This window comes from Marinifilum sp. RC60d5 (genome assembly GCF_052400665.1).
In the GTDB taxonomy this organism is placed as follows: domain Bacteria; phylum Bacteroidota; class Bacteroidia; order Bacteroidales; family Marinifilaceae; genus JBQTGK01.
Map to the genome: position 1 here is coordinate 66,085 of NZ_JBQTGK010000001.1, position 16,110 is coordinate 82,194.

General features: G+C 33.8%; 19 protein-coding genes and 1 pseudogene. 2 read left to right on the forward strand and 18 right to left on the reverse strand.

Annotated elements, in window-relative coordinates:
- Positions 1-52: 52 nt before the first annotated feature.
- The 12 genes and pseudogenes from ACT3CE_RS00290 to ACT3CE_RS00345 form a co-directional block, all read right to left on the reverse strand.
- A complete protein-coding gene (locus ACT3CE_RS00290; protein ID WP_444707765.1) occupies positions 53-451 on the reverse strand; it encodes a hypothetical protein in 399 nt (132 codons plus the stop codon).
- Between the two features lie 415 nt (positions 452-866).
- Positions 867-1,211 carry an excisionase family DNA-binding protein gene (locus ACT3CE_RS00295; protein ID WP_444707766.1) on the reverse strand — a complete coding sequence of 115 codons (345 nt, stop codon included), beginning with the start codon at positions 1,209-1,211 and terminating at the stop codon, positions 867-869.
- Positions 1,212-1,273: 62 nt separating this feature from the next.
- Positions 1,274-1,783 carry a hypothetical protein gene (locus ACT3CE_RS00300; RefSeq protein ID WP_444707767.1) on the reverse strand — a complete coding sequence of 170 codons (510 nt, stop codon included), beginning with the start codon at positions 1,781-1,783 and terminating at the stop codon, positions 1,274-1,276.
- 168 nt (positions 1,784-1,951) lie between these two features.
- A complete protein-coding gene (locus tag ACT3CE_RS00305) occupies positions 1,952-2,464 on the reverse strand; it encodes a hypothetical protein (RefSeq protein WP_444707768.1) in 513 nt (170 codons plus the stop codon).
- 331 nt (positions 2,465-2,795) lie between these two features.
- Entirely contained in the window at positions 2,796-3,158 is a 363-nt protein-coding gene (locus ACT3CE_RS00310) for a hypothetical protein (protein ID WP_444707769.1), read from the reverse strand.
- A 466-nt stretch (positions 3,159-3,624) separates the two neighbouring features.
- Positions 3,625-3,915, reverse strand: a complete 291-nt coding sequence (locus tag ACT3CE_RS00315; protein WP_444707770.1) for a helix-turn-helix domain-containing protein — start codon at positions 3,913-3,915, stop codon at positions 3,625-3,627.
- 291 nt (positions 3,916-4,206) lie between these two features.
- On the reverse strand, positions 4,207-5,199 hold the full coding sequence (locus tag ACT3CE_RS00320) for a hypothetical protein (RefSeq protein WP_444707771.1): 993 nt from the start codon (positions 5,197-5,199) through the stop codon (positions 4,207-4,209).
- A gap of 496 nt (positions 5,200-5,695) precedes the next feature.
- Positions 5,696-6,898 carry a phage integrase SAM-like domain-containing protein gene (locus tag ACT3CE_RS00325; RefSeq protein ID WP_444707772.1) on the reverse strand — a complete coding sequence of 401 codons (1,203 nt, stop codon included), beginning with the start codon at positions 6,896-6,898 and terminating at the stop codon, positions 5,696-5,698.
- Positions 6,899-7,272: 374 nt separating this feature from the next.
- Positions 7,273-7,896 (reverse strand): annotated as a pseudogene (locus ACT3CE_RS00330) (DUF6266 family protein).
- 263 nt (positions 7,897-8,159) lie between these two features.
- Positions 8,160-9,113, reverse strand: a complete 954-nt coding sequence (locus tag ACT3CE_RS00335; RefSeq protein WP_444707773.1) for a HipA domain-containing protein — start codon at positions 9,111-9,113, stop codon at positions 8,160-8,162.
- A 26-nt stretch (positions 9,114-9,139) separates the two neighbouring features.
- Complete coding sequence (locus tag ACT3CE_RS00340) at positions 9,140-9,454, reverse strand: HipA N-terminal domain-containing protein (RefSeq protein WP_444707774.1); 315 nt, start codon at positions 9,452-9,454, stop codon at positions 9,140-9,142.
- A 3-nt stretch (positions 9,455-9,457) separates the two neighbouring features.
- The gene (locus ACT3CE_RS00345; RefSeq protein WP_444707775.1) at positions 9,458-9,661 is read right to left on the reverse strand and encodes a helix-turn-helix transcriptional regulator; all 204 of its coding nucleotides are present in this window, start codon (positions 9,659-9,661) and stop codon (positions 9,458-9,460) included.
- A 515-nt stretch (positions 9,662-10,176) separates the two neighbouring features.
- Between ACT3CE_RS00345 and ACT3CE_RS00350 the strand changes: the two genes are divergently transcribed.
- A complete protein-coding gene (locus ACT3CE_RS00350; RefSeq protein WP_444707776.1) occupies positions 10,177-10,383 on the forward strand; it encodes a hypothetical protein in 207 nt (68 codons plus the stop codon).
- Positions 10,384-10,447: 64 nt separating this feature from the next.
- Here ACT3CE_RS00350 and ACT3CE_RS00355 read toward each other — a convergent pair whose 3' ends face one another.
- From ACT3CE_RS00355 to ACT3CE_RS00380, 6 genes are all read right to left on the reverse strand, one after another.
- Positions 10,448-11,179 (reverse strand): nuclease-related domain-containing protein, encoded by a 732-nt coding sequence (locus tag ACT3CE_RS00355; RefSeq protein ID WP_444707777.1) that lies wholly within the window; start codon positions 11,177-11,179, stop codon positions 10,448-10,450.
- A gap of 430 nt (positions 11,180-11,609) precedes the next feature.
- Positions 11,610-12,458: a bifunctional class I SAM-dependent methyltransferase/HIT family protein gene (locus ACT3CE_RS00360; RefSeq protein ID WP_444707778.1), complete on the reverse strand. Its 849-nt coding sequence runs from the start codon at positions 12,456-12,458 to the stop codon at positions 11,610-11,612.
- Positions 12,448-13,524: an HNH endonuclease domain-containing protein gene (locus ACT3CE_RS00365; RefSeq protein WP_444707779.1), complete on the reverse strand. Its 1,077-nt coding sequence runs from the start codon at positions 13,522-13,524 to the stop codon at positions 12,448-12,450. The genes ACT3CE_RS00360 and ACT3CE_RS00365 overlap by 11 nt, the downstream gene beginning before the upstream one ends.
- Before the next feature lie 137 nt (positions 13,525-13,661).
- Complete coding sequence (locus ACT3CE_RS00370; RefSeq protein WP_444707780.1) at positions 13,662-14,258, reverse strand: hypothetical protein; 597 nt, start codon at positions 14,256-14,258, stop codon at positions 13,662-13,664.
- 243 nt (positions 14,259-14,501) lie between these two features.
- A complete protein-coding gene (locus ACT3CE_RS00375) occupies positions 14,502-15,050 on the reverse strand; it encodes a hypothetical protein (RefSeq protein ID WP_444707781.1) in 549 nt (182 codons plus the stop codon).
- A 268-nt stretch (positions 15,051-15,318) separates the two neighbouring features.
- Positions 15,319-15,591 (reverse strand): hypothetical protein, encoded by a 273-nt coding sequence (locus tag ACT3CE_RS00380; protein WP_444707782.1) that lies wholly within the window; start codon positions 15,589-15,591, stop codon positions 15,319-15,321.
- Positions 15,592-15,662: 71 nt separating this feature from the next.
- Between ACT3CE_RS00380 and ACT3CE_RS00385 the strand changes: the two genes are divergently transcribed.
- Complete coding sequence (locus tag ACT3CE_RS00385; RefSeq protein ID WP_444708532.1) at positions 15,663-15,863, forward strand: MGH1-like glycoside hydrolase domain-containing protein; 201 nt, start codon at positions 15,663-15,665, stop codon at positions 15,861-15,863.
- The last annotated feature ends 247 nt before the right edge of the window (positions 15,864-16,110 follow it).

A 16,110-nucleotide genomic window follows, 5' to 3' on the forward strand; every position in this document is an offset into this window, starting at 1 on the left:
AAAGTCCCTCACTATACAAGAGACTAATATATAATATGCACAACTATAAGTGCTATTCAATTCTAATTTTAAAAGTTCTAGATCCATTTCCATCTGAAATTGTTACAGAGGTAGTTGCAGCTATAATATTTCCCTGATAATCTTTTTCAAAAAACAAAGTACCTCCATAATATACATATCCTTCGTTATTATAACCTGTATGAACAGAACCTCCATTTCCAAAATCAATAGCAGTAACAGAATTATACTTAACAGTTACATTTAAAGTGTAGGTTGAAGTCTTATATGTTTCTGCATTAAAATATTTAATTGTTGCCGTATACAATCCATCTTCAATACCATAGGTACCAACAGTAGAAGCAGGCGTTAAACAATTTGCATTAACTTTATTGAATGAAACTTGAAATATATTCAAGAGGATTATACTAAGAATAAGTATTACTTTTTTCATATTAGATTAAACTATTAATAATGAGAAGTTAATATTTTCAATTAAATTTATTTGACTGAATCAATCACATTCTGACTCTCCTTATGGTGTTTCACTTTCATCATCACATCCACAATCGGACGCATAGCTCAAGCATTACTTGCTGAACCCATAGCCTTTCTAGCATAATATTGGGCACCCTCTAGATCATCGTCATAAGATTGAACATTACTCATTTCATTCTAATAATCATCACATTGAGCGAAGACCTTAAAAAAACTACAAATGAATATTCCAAATAATCAGTATTACTTTCATAATTATTTTTTTTATTTTTAATTTTTACGAAAAATAGTTAAAAATAATTTATTTAAAGCCTGTCAAGTTTGCCAAGTTCACTTCTGTTATTATTCTATCAATTTCTACTGCCTCTATTTTAACGAGTTTTCAAAACAAAATTATCAGCCATTTCTTTGATTTCAGCACGAGACTTATAATAATTGCGGGTGAGATACTCATTCAATTGTTCTCTTTTAAAATAAATTTTCTTCCCCGTTTTATAAAAACCTAATTTACCCACTGATGTCAATTTATAAAGGTAACTTTTTGACAGACTAAGGTATTCGGAAGCTTCTTTAAGTGTTAAAATTTCTTTTTGCTGTAATGGAGTAAAGGTCTTCAGCTCATTCTCGATTCCGACCAAACGCTTATTAATAGCTTCGAGCTCATTAAAAAGAGCATGAGTGATTTCATTCGGTGTCATTTGATTTAGATCTTTCATCTTTACAAGTTTTTAGTTGAAAGATCAAGTTACAAAATTGTCATTTCTTTTCATTGAAAATCTTATTTTTCGATTTTTAGAATTTTGAGCGATGCAGCATACTGATTAAAACTCTCAACAATTTCTTCTGTTGATTGCTTTGATGTTTTTCTCTTGTAATTTGCTTGAAATGATGAGGTGTTTTGCTTGTAGAAATGGAGATTTTCGGAAGGAATTTCGGGTGTGATTTTTTGGAGCCACTGCTGGATGTTTTGGCTGTGTGTAGCCAATGATTTCACAAAGAGATGCATTTCCCTGGTGATTTGACGAAGTTCGCTGAGAATGGATTTAATGGCTTTTTGATTCTCTTCTTCAGTCTTGCCTTCTTTTAAAAAATTCAAAATAGTGGTGAGTGCCAGGATGTGCTCCTGGATTTCTTCCTGGAGCAAATCGTAATGGGATAATTCGAGTCGGGTGCTTCTCTCCTCTTCTGCTCCTAACTTTTCGAATTTTAGTTTGTAGAGGTGAATGGCCCGGATAAGGCGGATCTTGTTTTGGAGGTGGCGCAGTGTATTTAGGGTATGGGGTGGCATGGGGTTGAGTTTCGAGTAACAAGGGTGAAGGATAAAGGTTAAAGTAAAAAGGTTAAAGTAAAAAGGATAAAGTGAGAAGGAACAAGATAGAAATTCCAAAATTCAAAAAACAAATTTCAAAAAACAAATTTCAAATTCAAGTAAAAAGGGTAAAGTGAGAGAGTATATTCAGAATTTTTGGTTTAGGGTTGAGAGGATGAATTGCAGGGAGGTGTTGCTTTTGTAGGTATCGTAGAGTAATGTGGTGATGCGGATGTATTCGGCTACGAATACCTCGGGGTATTGGATTTCATAAACTATTTTGGCAATGAAATCGCGGAAGCCTTCTTGTTTGTTTTTCCTGCTTTTACAGATGATTGACTGATACAGGGGTGGCAGGTTTTCGATGAGCTGAATATTAGATTTGTGCATGCTGTCTGCAATTTTATTGGCATAGGCCAGGAAGGTGCTGAATGCGGGTGTTATCTTTCTGAAAGCATCTTGTCGGGTGTAGGTAGATATTAATTTTCCCGGTGAATCGACCATGAAGTATCGTGGGTAATTGGCTACTATTTCGATGGAGTTGATGAGGTATATTTTTCGATCTACTTCTTCTTTTATCTGCATGATGTCTTTTAAATCGAGCTGAGCCTGGTCCATAATCTGAACAAGCTGATGAGAAAGGAGTGCTTCGTTTTCCATATAAAATCCGATAAGGATATTAATTTGGCTTTGGAGGTTTTGGAGGTATGTTTTTAGGGTTTGCATGGTTTAAATAATTAAAAATTAATAATGAAGAATTGATAATTAGCTTTCAGATTAAGTAAAAAGGTTAAAAAAAAAGGATAAAGTGAGAAGGATAAAGTAATAAGGTTTCAAAATTCAAAATCCAAAATTGAAGGATTAAGGATAAAGTAAAAAGGTTCAAAATTCAGATTCTAAAATTTCAGGTTTCGAGTATAAAAGTTAAAGCCTACGGCTTTGGATCCTTGCGGGATTCCGGTATTCTACCGTCTTCCCTTAGGATCCCTTCTTATAACGGGTCCACTTTTTGCAGGTATCGAATGTACTTTTTGAGTGCGGGTTTTGTGCGCAAAACAATATAGGTACTAATAGCATTGGAAAGCTGCACTTTCACCTGGTTGTTGTGAATCACCAGTTGCCAGGCATCTTCATCGCCATAAACACGACAAAATCCGAGTTCTTCGATAGGCATAAAAAGTGGTTTGTACCGGTGCTTCATTTTTATGAATCCGGCATCCCATGCTTTTTGTCGGTATCGAACAATGGTCGATTTTCCGAGGTTTAAAACGGCAGCCAGATATTCTGCAGGCATATCGCGGTAGCTACAATTCGTAGTGGAACGCCCTTTTTTTCGTTCCGATTGTTTTGCCAACCTATGCTTGTACTGTAAATAATAAGTGACTACCGCCGCATAAATGAATGGGCGGAAATTAATAAAATATATGCTACTGAAAATTGCTCCGGTGGCAGAGCGGAATTGGAGCTTTTTGGCGAGCACCAAATAACTGACCACCCGGATTGATTTTCGTTTGGTATTGCTGGTTATCCACTTGTTTTTTAGTAACCACCTAAGGTTACGATCAATGGTCCGAACATCTTTAATGTCCAGATCTTTTTGCACTCTTTCTTTCACTTGTTTTGTCCATGGCAAATATCCCGTACTCTGACTTTTCAGGTATAGAAATAGTCGTACCTGACTGACCTTTCTTTTGGAAAGGGCGTAGACGAGTAGTTCTATGGGGATGTTCATGGTTTGCATTGCAAACAATTAGTAATTGGTAATTAACAATGAATAATTATCTTAGAAAGAGGTAAGTCTAAAGCGAACAGCAGACAGCTTAGCGATTGATTGCTTCCTGGTGATTTTTGTCGAGAACTTCTTTTATGTCGCTGAGTTTATAGAGGGTTTTTCCTCCGAACTGAATGTAGGAAATACTGGCTTCATCGCGATGTTTTTGCAGAGTGCGTTTGCAAATTTTCAGTAGGTCGCAAACCTCATCGGTATCGAGATAGGTATCGCCAAGTGGGTTTCTCTCGTTAAGAGATATTTTTCTGAGTTGCTCCTCTATGGTTTTGGTTTTCTCCAAAAGTGTAAGGAACATTTTTACTAATTCCTTTTCGTGTTGCATGTGATAAAATTTTAAACAATTCAGAACTATTGTTTCACTAAAAATGATATCACAAGTTTAGTAAAGTAAAATTTAACGAGCATGCAGCTTGCATATAGAAAATTTTTTCTGATTTTTTACATTGCAGTCTGTAATCCTAATAAAATAAGGCACTACAGAAGGTAAGATTTTTTTCAGAAAAAGCATATTTGCTTTTAAATGGCTTGATTTGCTTCGATGAATATGCAAGTTGCATACAGCTTGCATGCAAATTGAGGCAAGTTGACTGGGGAATTATGTAATACACTTACATTAATAATTATTTTTCCTATTTGAGATAAATTGAACTTTATCGCGTAAGCGATCGAGGAATGCGGTTGGATTTGCCCTCTTGCACAATTTTGTCATTCTGCTTTCGTAATCAGGTATTTTTTTAACTCCTAAAAATTTTGAAAACTCACTTACCAGCACCTTTTTAGATACGGGTGTACTCTTCTCATCGCCAATGGCTTTTGTGAGATCTAAAGACATTATAAGCTCGAGAAACTCGGCTCTGGATAAGCACCATCTAAGACCTTGTCTTTTATCTTTTTTACGTTTCTTTTTTTTCTGAAGAATAGACCGCCGGGAAGCTTCAATACTGGCTTCGAACCACACATTTATTGGCGAGCTGTAAAGGTCGATGGATTTTCCTCTAAATAGCGGAGTAATCTCTTGTCGCTTGCGTTTTAAAAACTTTATTTTCTCCTCCTGACTGTCTATATCACTTAAGGCTTCTCTGTACTTGCTGAGATAAGGGGCAAACTCAGCCATTACATGCATGCATGCATTATCTTTATTTTTTGCTTCTGTAATATTCTCTTTCATTTTTTGTTTGCAGGATTTAGCTATGCTAATACATTGATCTATAATATCCTTTTTAAGATAAACATAGTCTTTGTGCTGATTTATTTGAGCCTGATTGTAATGAATGTAAGATATATCATTCGACAGATTGTATTCTTCCTTCTTACTATAAATAATAGACTCAACCTCGGATGAGCAAATTAAAGCTTTAAGTATTGCTAAACTTGTTAGTAGCATTTCGAAATAAAGCTCCACATCCTTTTGCGAGGAAATCTTACGAAGATTGTTGTGTATTTCTGTGTTAAATTCAAGCTGCAAACTTATGAGCTTAGATTTAAAGCTTGTAAAAGATGGACATTCAATAACTTCGAGATTACTACCATTCGCTTGTTTTTTTAATGCAAAAACTGCCCTGGAAAGCTCTGCTTTCAGAGCTTCAAAACTCTGATTATTGATCATTGAAATATTTATTTTTAATTCACCATTTTCTTGACAGTTACATAATTTAGTAATTTACAATAAAGTATACAAATTTTATTTTTCAGCTAATTCATACATTATCAATAGATTTAACAAACAATACCCCTAAGATAGTTGAACATAGTTCGATTTAGTTTCTTAATTTAATTGCATAATTATGCAATAAGAAATGAAACAAACTATCTTAAGTTCAAGATATTTACATCACCCATATTACTCGAGTCTGCCTGGCTTTCTGCTAGCATTTTTTTGTTAAAACTTACGCTTTTTTATTGCATCCTGACATGGATCTTAAACAGGAAATTGGAAATTTATTGCTGATTAAAAACTGGAGTCTCTATTGGTTTCTTCTTGTGTGGAAAATTGAAATCTCCTTTAATTTCCCCAAAGGGTTTTTATGAAGTTTATCTTCAACATTTCATCTGACATATTTGAATTCATTTTGTCGTAAATAAGATGAAAATTTGTAACAGATTTAAAGCACGATAAGCTTATTGGCTTCGTCCAAAACTTCATTCTCAAAACTATCGAGATAAATCTGAGTTGTTTTTTCTGTTGTATGTCCAAGGCCTTCGGAAATTACAGCTGTTGGTATTCCGGAACGTTTTGCAATGGTCGCCCATGAATGTCTTGCGACGTATGAGGTTAATGGCAATGACAGATCCAATTTCTTCTGAATTTCTTTTAATCTTTTATTCTGATTTCGCATTTGGGATAAATACAAATCGTAAATACTTGGATGATTCTTGTCTAAAATTGGAAATACAAATTCGTCCTTTTCTTCCAAAGTTGAGTATTTATTGATAATCTCCATGGCAGGCTCCACAATGGCCATATTGTATACTTGTGTTGTTTTTTGCCTGGAATAGTTCAGTCGACCTTTATAAATATCTTTCACTTTGAGATAGGCAATATCAACAAATGCCATTCCCATACAATAAAAGCTAAACATGAATAAATCCCTGGCTCTTTTCTGTGCTGGCTTTTTATCCAAATTAATATCTCGTATTTGAATAATTTCATCTTTAGAAAGGGCTCTTTTTGCAGTCTTCTCTGTTTTTATTTTAATATTTTCAAAAGGATATAAATCTTTTCTGGCAACACCCTCTTTGATCGCTCTATTATATATGGCCCGGAGCGTTTTCAACTGATGAGCTACTCCATTAATACCATTCCCTTTTCGATAAAGTGAAGCCTCAAATTTTTTTACCAGTGAATAAGTAATTTCATCAAAACTGATATCCTTCCCCTTAATAAATTTAGAAAAAACATTCAAATTACTTTGGTAAACACGAGCATTACCATCTTTACCAAGTTCCTTTAATTGCTTTATTACCCGCTCTGTGAAGGAAATGTAATTTGAAGAAGTAACTCCCTTTAATTTTTCGATAACATTGTCTGAGGTATATGTCTTTTCATTTTTTTCAAAATCAAGAATTATACTTTTAGCCCTTACTTGCATTGAATGGAAATGCATATTCATTTCCTGCACAAATCTCTTTTGAGATTTATCAATAGATTTAATCTCTTTATTAATTTCATCCCATCTATCTTCAGTTGTTGAATGATTCAAAGAAAAAATACGTCGTACTCTTTTATGAATTATTTGAAGAACAATTGGAGAAGTTCCATCTTCAAAAACTTTGTGTTTGAAAAATATAATTTTTACTGATGCCATAACTTATGAAATTCTTCTAGTTGCAACATGGTTGCAACATTTATCTCACAAATATACATTTTATTTCTTTAGTAAAGCAAATAATAAAGCAACATAACGCATACAAAAGACTGATAGTTAGACGACAATACACTTCAATAAAATAAACCTCGCAAAAGTAAAAACTATAAATACAAGGCCTGGGGGGCGTGGGGTCGGAAGTTCGAATCTTCTCGCCCCGACTAGTAAAATCAAGGCTTTCAGAAATGAAAGCCTTTTTTAAATCTTCATAGTTTAAATATAGTTTAAACCTTTTTTGCTTTTTTAAACTAGCAAAATAAAAAGCTGCCACGAAATTTTCGAGACAGCTTACAGAAAAATTTTCTTTCAAAAGATTAGGTCAGCATAATCGTTTCGTGCAAATCAGAAGAAAACTCACTTCCATCTGTATCTCCAAAGTATGCATACACATGTAACATACCCAGTTCAAAAGGCAGAGTCACATCTGCTGTTTCGGCAGAACGCAAAGTTCCGGGATGCAATACCTGCACCTGATCATCTTTCAGAATCAATAAATGCAACTGATCATCAGCCTGGCCAATTCCATTTGCACTTTCATCACTCCAGGAAACAGTAATGCCGGAACTCACTTCGGCATCATTCACGATACTCAAATTACCCGGCAGAGCCAAGGAACCTACCGTAGCTTTAAAATCTTCGAAATTAGTTAGTTAACCGCCTTCATCGAAAGCAGCAAGATTGGTTTTCACAAACAAATTGTAACCGGTTATTTTCCCGGCTGACAGATTCCATACCGGACGAATCAAACTTGCCAATAGCGAAGATGCCATTTTGACAACAGACTTAAAGCGACTGCGCTGCACCTGTTGTCTCTCGGTATTGGAGGTGTTAGGACCTGGAAGTGATTTAATGTAATTCACTCCTTTCCAACTGGAACCCACAATGGCTCCAACTTTTCCTGAGAATGGGCCCAGGATCCCTTGAGTGTATTTTCCCATGATGTTTAAAATTAGGAGTTAGTAATTAATAGTTATTTAACATAGAATTGAGACAGATACGGACTTAATTCCCAGCAGGTTCAGACCGTTTTTTTCGTCTCTCTTCTCGTCTTTTCCACCTGCGTTTGAGCAGTGCGATAATTACAGTAGAAATTGTTCCTCCTATAAGCGAAACAATAGCTTCCAAACTATCAATGGGCAAAAGGATTTTGGAACCCCGGGCGAAATTTTTGCCAAAACCCGAGGAGGGAACGCCTTATTTCCTATTCAATTTTTAAGTCCAGGCGCTTTGCACGATCTTTAATTAAATCGACATAGGCTTTTTTCATTTCTGAGGGAAGGAAACTGATTTCAATAATTGTAAACCAGGATGAGATAGTTTTTTCGAATTTTACAAAAGTATTGTTTTGGGTTTTCTCAGGAATCTCGAAAAGATTGAATGCTGAAATAAAATCTTTGCGCTTTATTTTTTTCTTTTTTGCATTCAATGTTAAGGCTAAATCTTCATCGTCTTCCTCCATTACCAATTTCGTTGAAAGCATATCGTAAGCCGGTGTTAACACATATCCCAAAACAGGATTATTAATTAGGGAGAAATTTTTTAAATGCATATCGGCATTGCCTGTTAAAAATGAAAACAGAAGCTGCTCAAAGAAATTGATGAGATCCAAACCTGGGTTGGCAGAATATTTTTGAATGGCTTTTCCAATTTGCTCATAGGATCCACGGTATTTGAATTCTGTTAACCTTTCGGTGAGCTGACACATATCTTCCATGTGAATTTTATTGCCTTCTGTCCGATCGATTCGTTTTGTAATGTAAGCAAGTTTGCCATTATTCAATCGGATTAATGAATGTGGAACGGTATCAATCTTAGATAATGTTGCCAAATTCATGGTAAGATCTTCCAGCTCAGGCAAGGATGGAAATTGTTTTGTTGGTGGCTTTAAGATGTATCCTCCCCATAGACCAACAATTGTAAAACGTCTTCCTTTCTGATCGTCGGGATTCTTGGCAATTTCCAAAGAAAGTTTTGGCTGCACACCTGTTACGGCAATCTGACTTTTAATTACCTGATCGGCTAATTCCAGCATTTGATCTTCGGAGTAATCGAGTACCGGAACATTTTTAGTATTGAATATTTTCTTACAACAAGCTGGATGAAAATCGATTTGATTCTCTTTTAGTGGCTTGTAACAATATAGACAATTGTTCATTTACATGAGATTTGAGAAATGAGATATTAGAAAGTAATTATACTAACTGCACCGATACAATCTTTGCAGCAAGCCATTAAGAGCCCCATTCGATCCGTTTCGCGAAGTTTCCAGTTTTTCTCTGCAATATCAAGTAACCATCCTTCGGGAATCAATCCATCGAAAAATGGAAACATGGTTGCGCTTTTGTATAATTTTTCGCTTAAAGGCAAGGTGAGGCTGACTGATTTCGGATTATCAGACTTTAAATAATCCTCCTCATAAGAAAAGATAAATCCTTCCTCGTTTTCTGCAATGGTTCCTGCCCATTGATTATGCATGTACACTTTTGCTTTTCGCATGACTTAGAACTTTTTATTTACAGATACCGGTCCCAACTCCTGGCCAAACAGATTTAAAACCTGGTTAACTTTGTCCATTCTCAAAGTGAGCTTGCCTTGTTCCAAATCGCGTATGAATCGGATTCCAACCCCAGCTTTATCGGCTAAATCCTGCTGAGTTAGATTTAGTAATTTTCGTTTTTCTTTTATGAATTTAGGTAATGACATGTGCGAAATATTTATACAACTATACCTTATCGGGTATAAATATACGATATTTTGCCTAATTATACCTGTTCGGGTATAAAATATTGTTTTCAGGTGTAGATTATACCTTTTCGGGTATAGTTTAGTTTTTTAATGCTATTACTTAAAACAAAAGGAAGATTTGAATATTATTGATACCCTCACTAGAAGTGAGAACATGAAAATTAAATTCTGATAGTTCAAAATATGCTATTAGGTTGAAATACAGAATCCTGTCAGGAGATTGCTACCTGATAAGATTTTTTGTCAGTGACCAGACTTGGAGTTAGAGAACATCGAGGTTTAAATGTAAATAAACTATTGTTTTTATGAAAACTATAGTGTGTTAATATTATAGCATACGACCCCTTGTATTGTTGAATAATTAGCTCGATAAGCCATACTATTCAAATTTGAGTTTTGTTGTAGAATTATTCAGAGCCTCAACCGAAGTGAGGATCTGAACTATTACTAGTGGTGTAGCAATTTTGTGACAAATGCCTTTTACCCATGAAGACCCTTTACTAGAAGAAGGACTGCCCGTATTGAAAAACCAGCGAAATGAGCAAAAGGATTTTGGAACCCCTGGCGAAATTTTTGCCAAAACCCGAGGAGGGAACGCCTTATTTCCTGTTTATTTTTTCCAATATAGAAATTCTGAACTCATAACTCATAAATTACAAATTGATGGGAAACACTTATAGTAATTCTGCATGCGCAGAACAAGAAATGAAAACTCACGCTATAGTTGAAAGTTCTTAGAATAAATTAGTCAAATATTCTCTCTTTCCCCAATATATCGTTGATATCTTCAATGTGCTTTTCTTGAATATCTATATTTTCTCCGTTCTTTACGGCTTGCTTTAAAATATTTACTACTTCCCTCTTATTTGTATAAGGAGCGGGATCGTTTTCTTTTCGGATCAATTTTAATACCTCAAAGATGCGGGATGATTTTACAATATATGTTCCTTTGGGGACGTAATTAATTTCTTTTAATTCACAATCTCCATAAAAAACAATTATAGAATAAAAGGGAATATTTCTAAATTGCTTCAGCTTTTGTCTTAAGGTTCTTATGTGATTTGCATTTTGCTTGATGGGATTGTAGAAACGATACTTACGCTTACCATGCGCCATAACTTTAGTCCAATGCGAATAATTACCATTCCCAAAAATCCACCCATTGTAATCTTTTACTTCAAATACTATTATGCCCTCTGTAGTAGCCAAAACAACATCAATTTGAGCAAACTTATCATCCTTTCTTTTTATACATAAATCGTGAAATATGGTTTGTGAAGGTATTCCAAGTTTTAATAATTTTAAAACTAAATCACGTTCTGATTTTGTTCCACTATCTAAAGAAGTTACTGTTCTAAGTAATTTTCTATTACTAATCTTAGTGTATATAGGAAATAAAATCAGAAGGATAATTATACCAATAATTACCTCTGAAATAAGATTAGTATTTGTGCTAAAATATATGAAAACACTCATTTTAAAACCTTCAATGTATAAATTACTTACACTATATATATTATCCTTATATATTGTATAATACCAAGTTAAGTTTTGTTTTTTATAGCGACAAGAAGTTTTCTAATTTTATTTAATTCTGAATTAGACATATCTGTTTTACTTCTATTTTGAAATTACTCCTCCACTTCTCTTTCTAAAATAGAAAAAACAAAGAATTAAATAGAAATATAGACTTTACACATTTCAAATTTACGAAAATTGGTATGTTCAATTTGAACTATCTGGTATTTCCGGATAGTTCATTCTAATACCAAAATTAACAGTATTATAAAATAATGAAATAGCCTAAGAATTGCCTATCTATAAAATGGTTTGAAATATGGGATTAAATATCTGTAGATTTACCGTAAGGGTAACTACAGAATTGTTCTATGGAATTAAACATACATTAATATGAACCCTTATCCGGAATTACATGGCGAACACCTCCTTTGGGATTCGGGGTATCTCCTTTATATCTTGGTATAACATGCACGTGAACATGAAATATCGACTGGCCGGCTACCTCCCCAATGTTCACTCCTACATTATAACCATCTGGATGAAATTTTTTATCGAGATATTTTTTTATCAGATTCGTTACCTCGCAAATTTCTTTTTGAACATTCAATTCCAGTTTAAAATAATCGGACTGATGTTTCTTGGGAATAATGAGCACATGACCTTTACTTACTGGATAAGCATCGTATATACAATATAGGTTCGGAGATTCTGCTATATAATTTGACTTGTTTGTAGGTTTACAAAAAATACAAGAAGCATCTGATTCTCGATCTACAAATCTTTGCAAAGAGTAAATTTCACAAAAGTCATTTTTATAAATTGACTTAAATGGTAAATTCACATTTCGCTGATAGGTGGTTTTTTTATGAACTTTATGAGTTCTGTATCCTTCCCTAACGAGATCACGTCGAACGCAAATGTATGCTACTCCATTTTCTGCAAGGAGTTTAGAAATTCGCATAATTATCCTCAACTCATGTTCTTTTTCTAAAACATTAATTACATAATGACAAAGAATTGTATCAAACTTTTCATCAGGAAATTGAGGGTGATAATAAGGATCATATTCTAATGCATTGAACTTTCTTTTTTTTAACTCCTTAACATCTGTACCGTGTCCACTACCAAAATCGAGAACCTTCCCTTTTATTAAATGATTCCGAAGGAGCCAATTTGTTGGAAAAGACATTTTATCGCGTTCCTTAGCAGTTAAATGAAAATGATTAATAGCCATTGGATGATTCGTTAGTGTGAGGTGACCAATATTGAAATCCCAGCTGATTTGCTAAAATTATTTGAGGAGAAATTTGATTCTCGTATAATTCATACAGCTTATCATTACTTAAATTTAATAAATTAGGTATAGATTCACCAAAAATTGAATAATCTTCAAATAATTTATGTTTTTTATTTTTCTGATAGACAACATTTAAGCCAAGCCGCTGCAACGCTACAAATTGCCGTAAATACTCTTCTGTATTTGGCAACTTATTGCTCTTAGATGAATTGATTGACTGATCTGCCGGAATTAAATTCCACAACAAATTATGGGCGGTAAAACTCCAGGGTATATAGTGTTCAACTGCAAAGTCATCAGCTGTTAAAATCTGATTCGAATAAATACAACGAATAGATCCAACACTATCGAAAACCAGATTCCAATAATCACGTTGCTTATTTAAACTTTCCCTCACTGCTGGCTTAATCAGTTTACTTTGAAGACTTGGTACTCCTGGATTTTTATTTTGAAGATATTGTAACAAATTCCAATATCCATAATCGATTAAAATTTTAGAATTTATGCTTAAAAACTCTTTCCAGATAGGATTAATATCAATTGTGTTATTTGACCGATTTATAGCATAAGGTGCTTCATTTTTAAACATTTGAGAATCGGATATAACTTGTGCATCACTTTTATATTTTATCCATGGTGATAAAAAACGAAATGGGACTTGTCTTTTAAAATGCATTATCCAATTGATAATCTTTGAATCTGTTGTAGTATAGAGCAGATCTAAAAGCTCATTTTTTTTGATGTCTGCTTTTAAATTGAGATATTCTTTTATGTTTATGTTATTTTGGCTAATTAGATCTTGTAAACCAAATTTTAATCGAAAAAAATGAATTGGATACCATGAATTTACCAACATGCGTGAGCAAATATTACGTATGGGTATCTGATCCTGTTTTTCCTCAATAAAACATTCAACAAGACCAATCATCCAATAGGCTTTATAGCTAGCAGACATGCTATTAAAAACCATTGGCAACTTTGAGAAAGTATCTTTTTTACACATTCTTTAGTATTAAATAAAGCCAAAATCTGAGAAATAAAAGAAATTAATTTGTAAGATTATTCGAATGTACAAAATAGTTATGAAAACTTAAAGCATCTTAACTTACTCTATGGAACAAAGAGCTAAAAAATTAAATTTCAGACTTCTTTGTAATATTTTGCAAAGAAAATTTCTTTGATTTCATCTTTCTCGTATCCTATATGTTCCAGAAAAGAGTAAATCATTTTAGGAGAGAATTTATCATTCTCCTTATAAATTTTCTCATCTCCTAAATAGGTTTTAAATTCATCAGCTAGTTTTTTATAATTACGTTGATGTAAATATTCTACCAATTCAGCTTTTGTAAATGCTTCCAGTCTGTACCAAAATTCATCTTTTGCCCAAACCTTTACGATATCATAAGCCTGAAAAAGTGTAAAGGTTCTTTTGTTTTGATAGCCTTTTTCTTCAAGGCATTCCCGAAACTTGTGATTGAATGTGTTTTTTGACATTCCCAGATATGCCAAAATAGCTTTCTTTTTAAAACGGAAATTATATAGACTATCGATGATCTTTAATAAATCATCAATTTGAAGATTACGTGGAATTGAATGTTTTCTTAAATTAATCCATTTAGTCAAATGAAGAACATATAAGGTTAAGCGTTGAGAATTCCTAAATTTATCCACATACAGGAATCTAAAGTATAACCAAACTAATACAATCTGGGGCAAAGTTAAATCTGACTTTTCCATTATTCTGTATAAAAAATGCGCTATCAGTATTGAGAACGCATTAAATTTAATTAATTCTTTCGATCCATTCAGTTATTTATTACCTCTACCTTTTCCTGATGGATTTCCTGTTGTACTCGGCGCATTTGGCAAACCACTTGATTTTCTATTCATTTCTTTATGTTTTTAATTAATATTTAATACAAATATGCATGTCATAAAATAAACTGTTCTAAATTTTGATCGTTAGCTTTATTAAAAAACTCACAACAAATCCTCAACAGAAAAAGTAAAATCAAGTTTTTGACTGGCCTTATGCATTAACAAAAGAGAATTAGCATACTGATTAAAACTCTCAACAATTTCTTCTGTTGATTGCTTTGATAATTTTCTCTTGTAATTTACTTGAGATGATGAGGTGCTTTGCTTGTAGAGATGGAGATTGTCCTGAGGAATTTCGGGTATGATTTTTTGGAGCCAGTGCTGGATGTTTTGGCTGTGTGCATCGATTCGTTTTACAAAGAGATGCATTTCCCTAGTGATTTGGGGAAGTTGGCTGAAAATGGATTTAATGGCTTTTTGATTCTCTTCTTCAGTCTTGCCTTCTTTTAAAAAATTCAAAATAGTTGTGAGTGCCAGGATGTGCTCCTGGATTTCTTCCTGGAGCAAATCGAAATCGGATAATTCGAGTCGGGTGCTTCTCTCCTCTTCTGCTGTTAGCTTTTCGAATTTTAGTTTGTAGAGGTGAATGGCCCTAATGAGGCGGATTTTGTTTTGGAGGTAGCGCAGTGTATTTAGGGTATGGGGTGGCATGGGCTTGAGTTTCGAGTAACAAGGGTGAAGGATAAAGGATAAAGTAAAAAGGTTAAAGTGAGAAGGAACAAGATAGAAATTCCAAAATTCAAAAACCAAATTTCAAATTCAAGTAAAAAGGGTAAAGTGAGTGTGTATATTCAGAATTTTTGGTTTAGGATTGAGAGGATGAATTGCAGGGAGGTGTTGCTTTTGTAGGTATCGTAGAGTAATGTGGTGATGCGGATGTATTCGGCTACGAATACCTCGGGGTATTGGATTTCATAAACTATTTTGGCAATGAAATCGCGGAAGCCTTCTTGTTTGTTTTTTCTACTTTTACAGATGATCGATTGATACAGAGGTGGCAGGTTTTCGATGAGGGTGATGTTTGATTTGTGCATGCAGTCTGCAATTTTATTGGCATAGGCCAGGAAGGTCCTGAAAGCTGGATACCTCCATACACAGGCATTGCAACAAAAGAACAAGCCAAAAGAATGGTTTTTATACCATTAGATTCAACCAAATTTGCGACAAAAGTTCCCTTTCCAACTAGTTGCAAATCATAAAAAATTCAATCCTTTAGAGGGTTATTGGAGAGGTCCAGTTTAGTAAGATCAAGCTTACTTTGGTATTAAAGCTTTAGAACAATATGGCTACAATAAGGAAGCTGACGCATTAAGTCAAAAGCTCATACAAAATGCAGAAGGTCTGCTTGGTGATGCTCCTATTAGAGAAAATTACCATCCAACTAGTGGTAAGGGTTTAAATGCCAACCATTTTTCTTGGTCGGCAGCACATTATCTGGTGTTACTTAGCGATGAAAAAAATTAACAATTATAAATTTATTTCAAACTTAAATTCGAGTAACAAATACAACTGAAGTGATTTTAGATAAAAATGAGTTCCCAAAAAAATAGAATAACTTTACTTACACACTTTATGGGATACTACTATTTAAAACTTGAATTCAGGCCAAATTAGTTTTTCTAGAATATATATCGAGCGGAGATATTAATAACTCCGCCCAATAATCTAACGACTCACTTATGAAAAACGTGATTCTTAATTCAACCCTGTT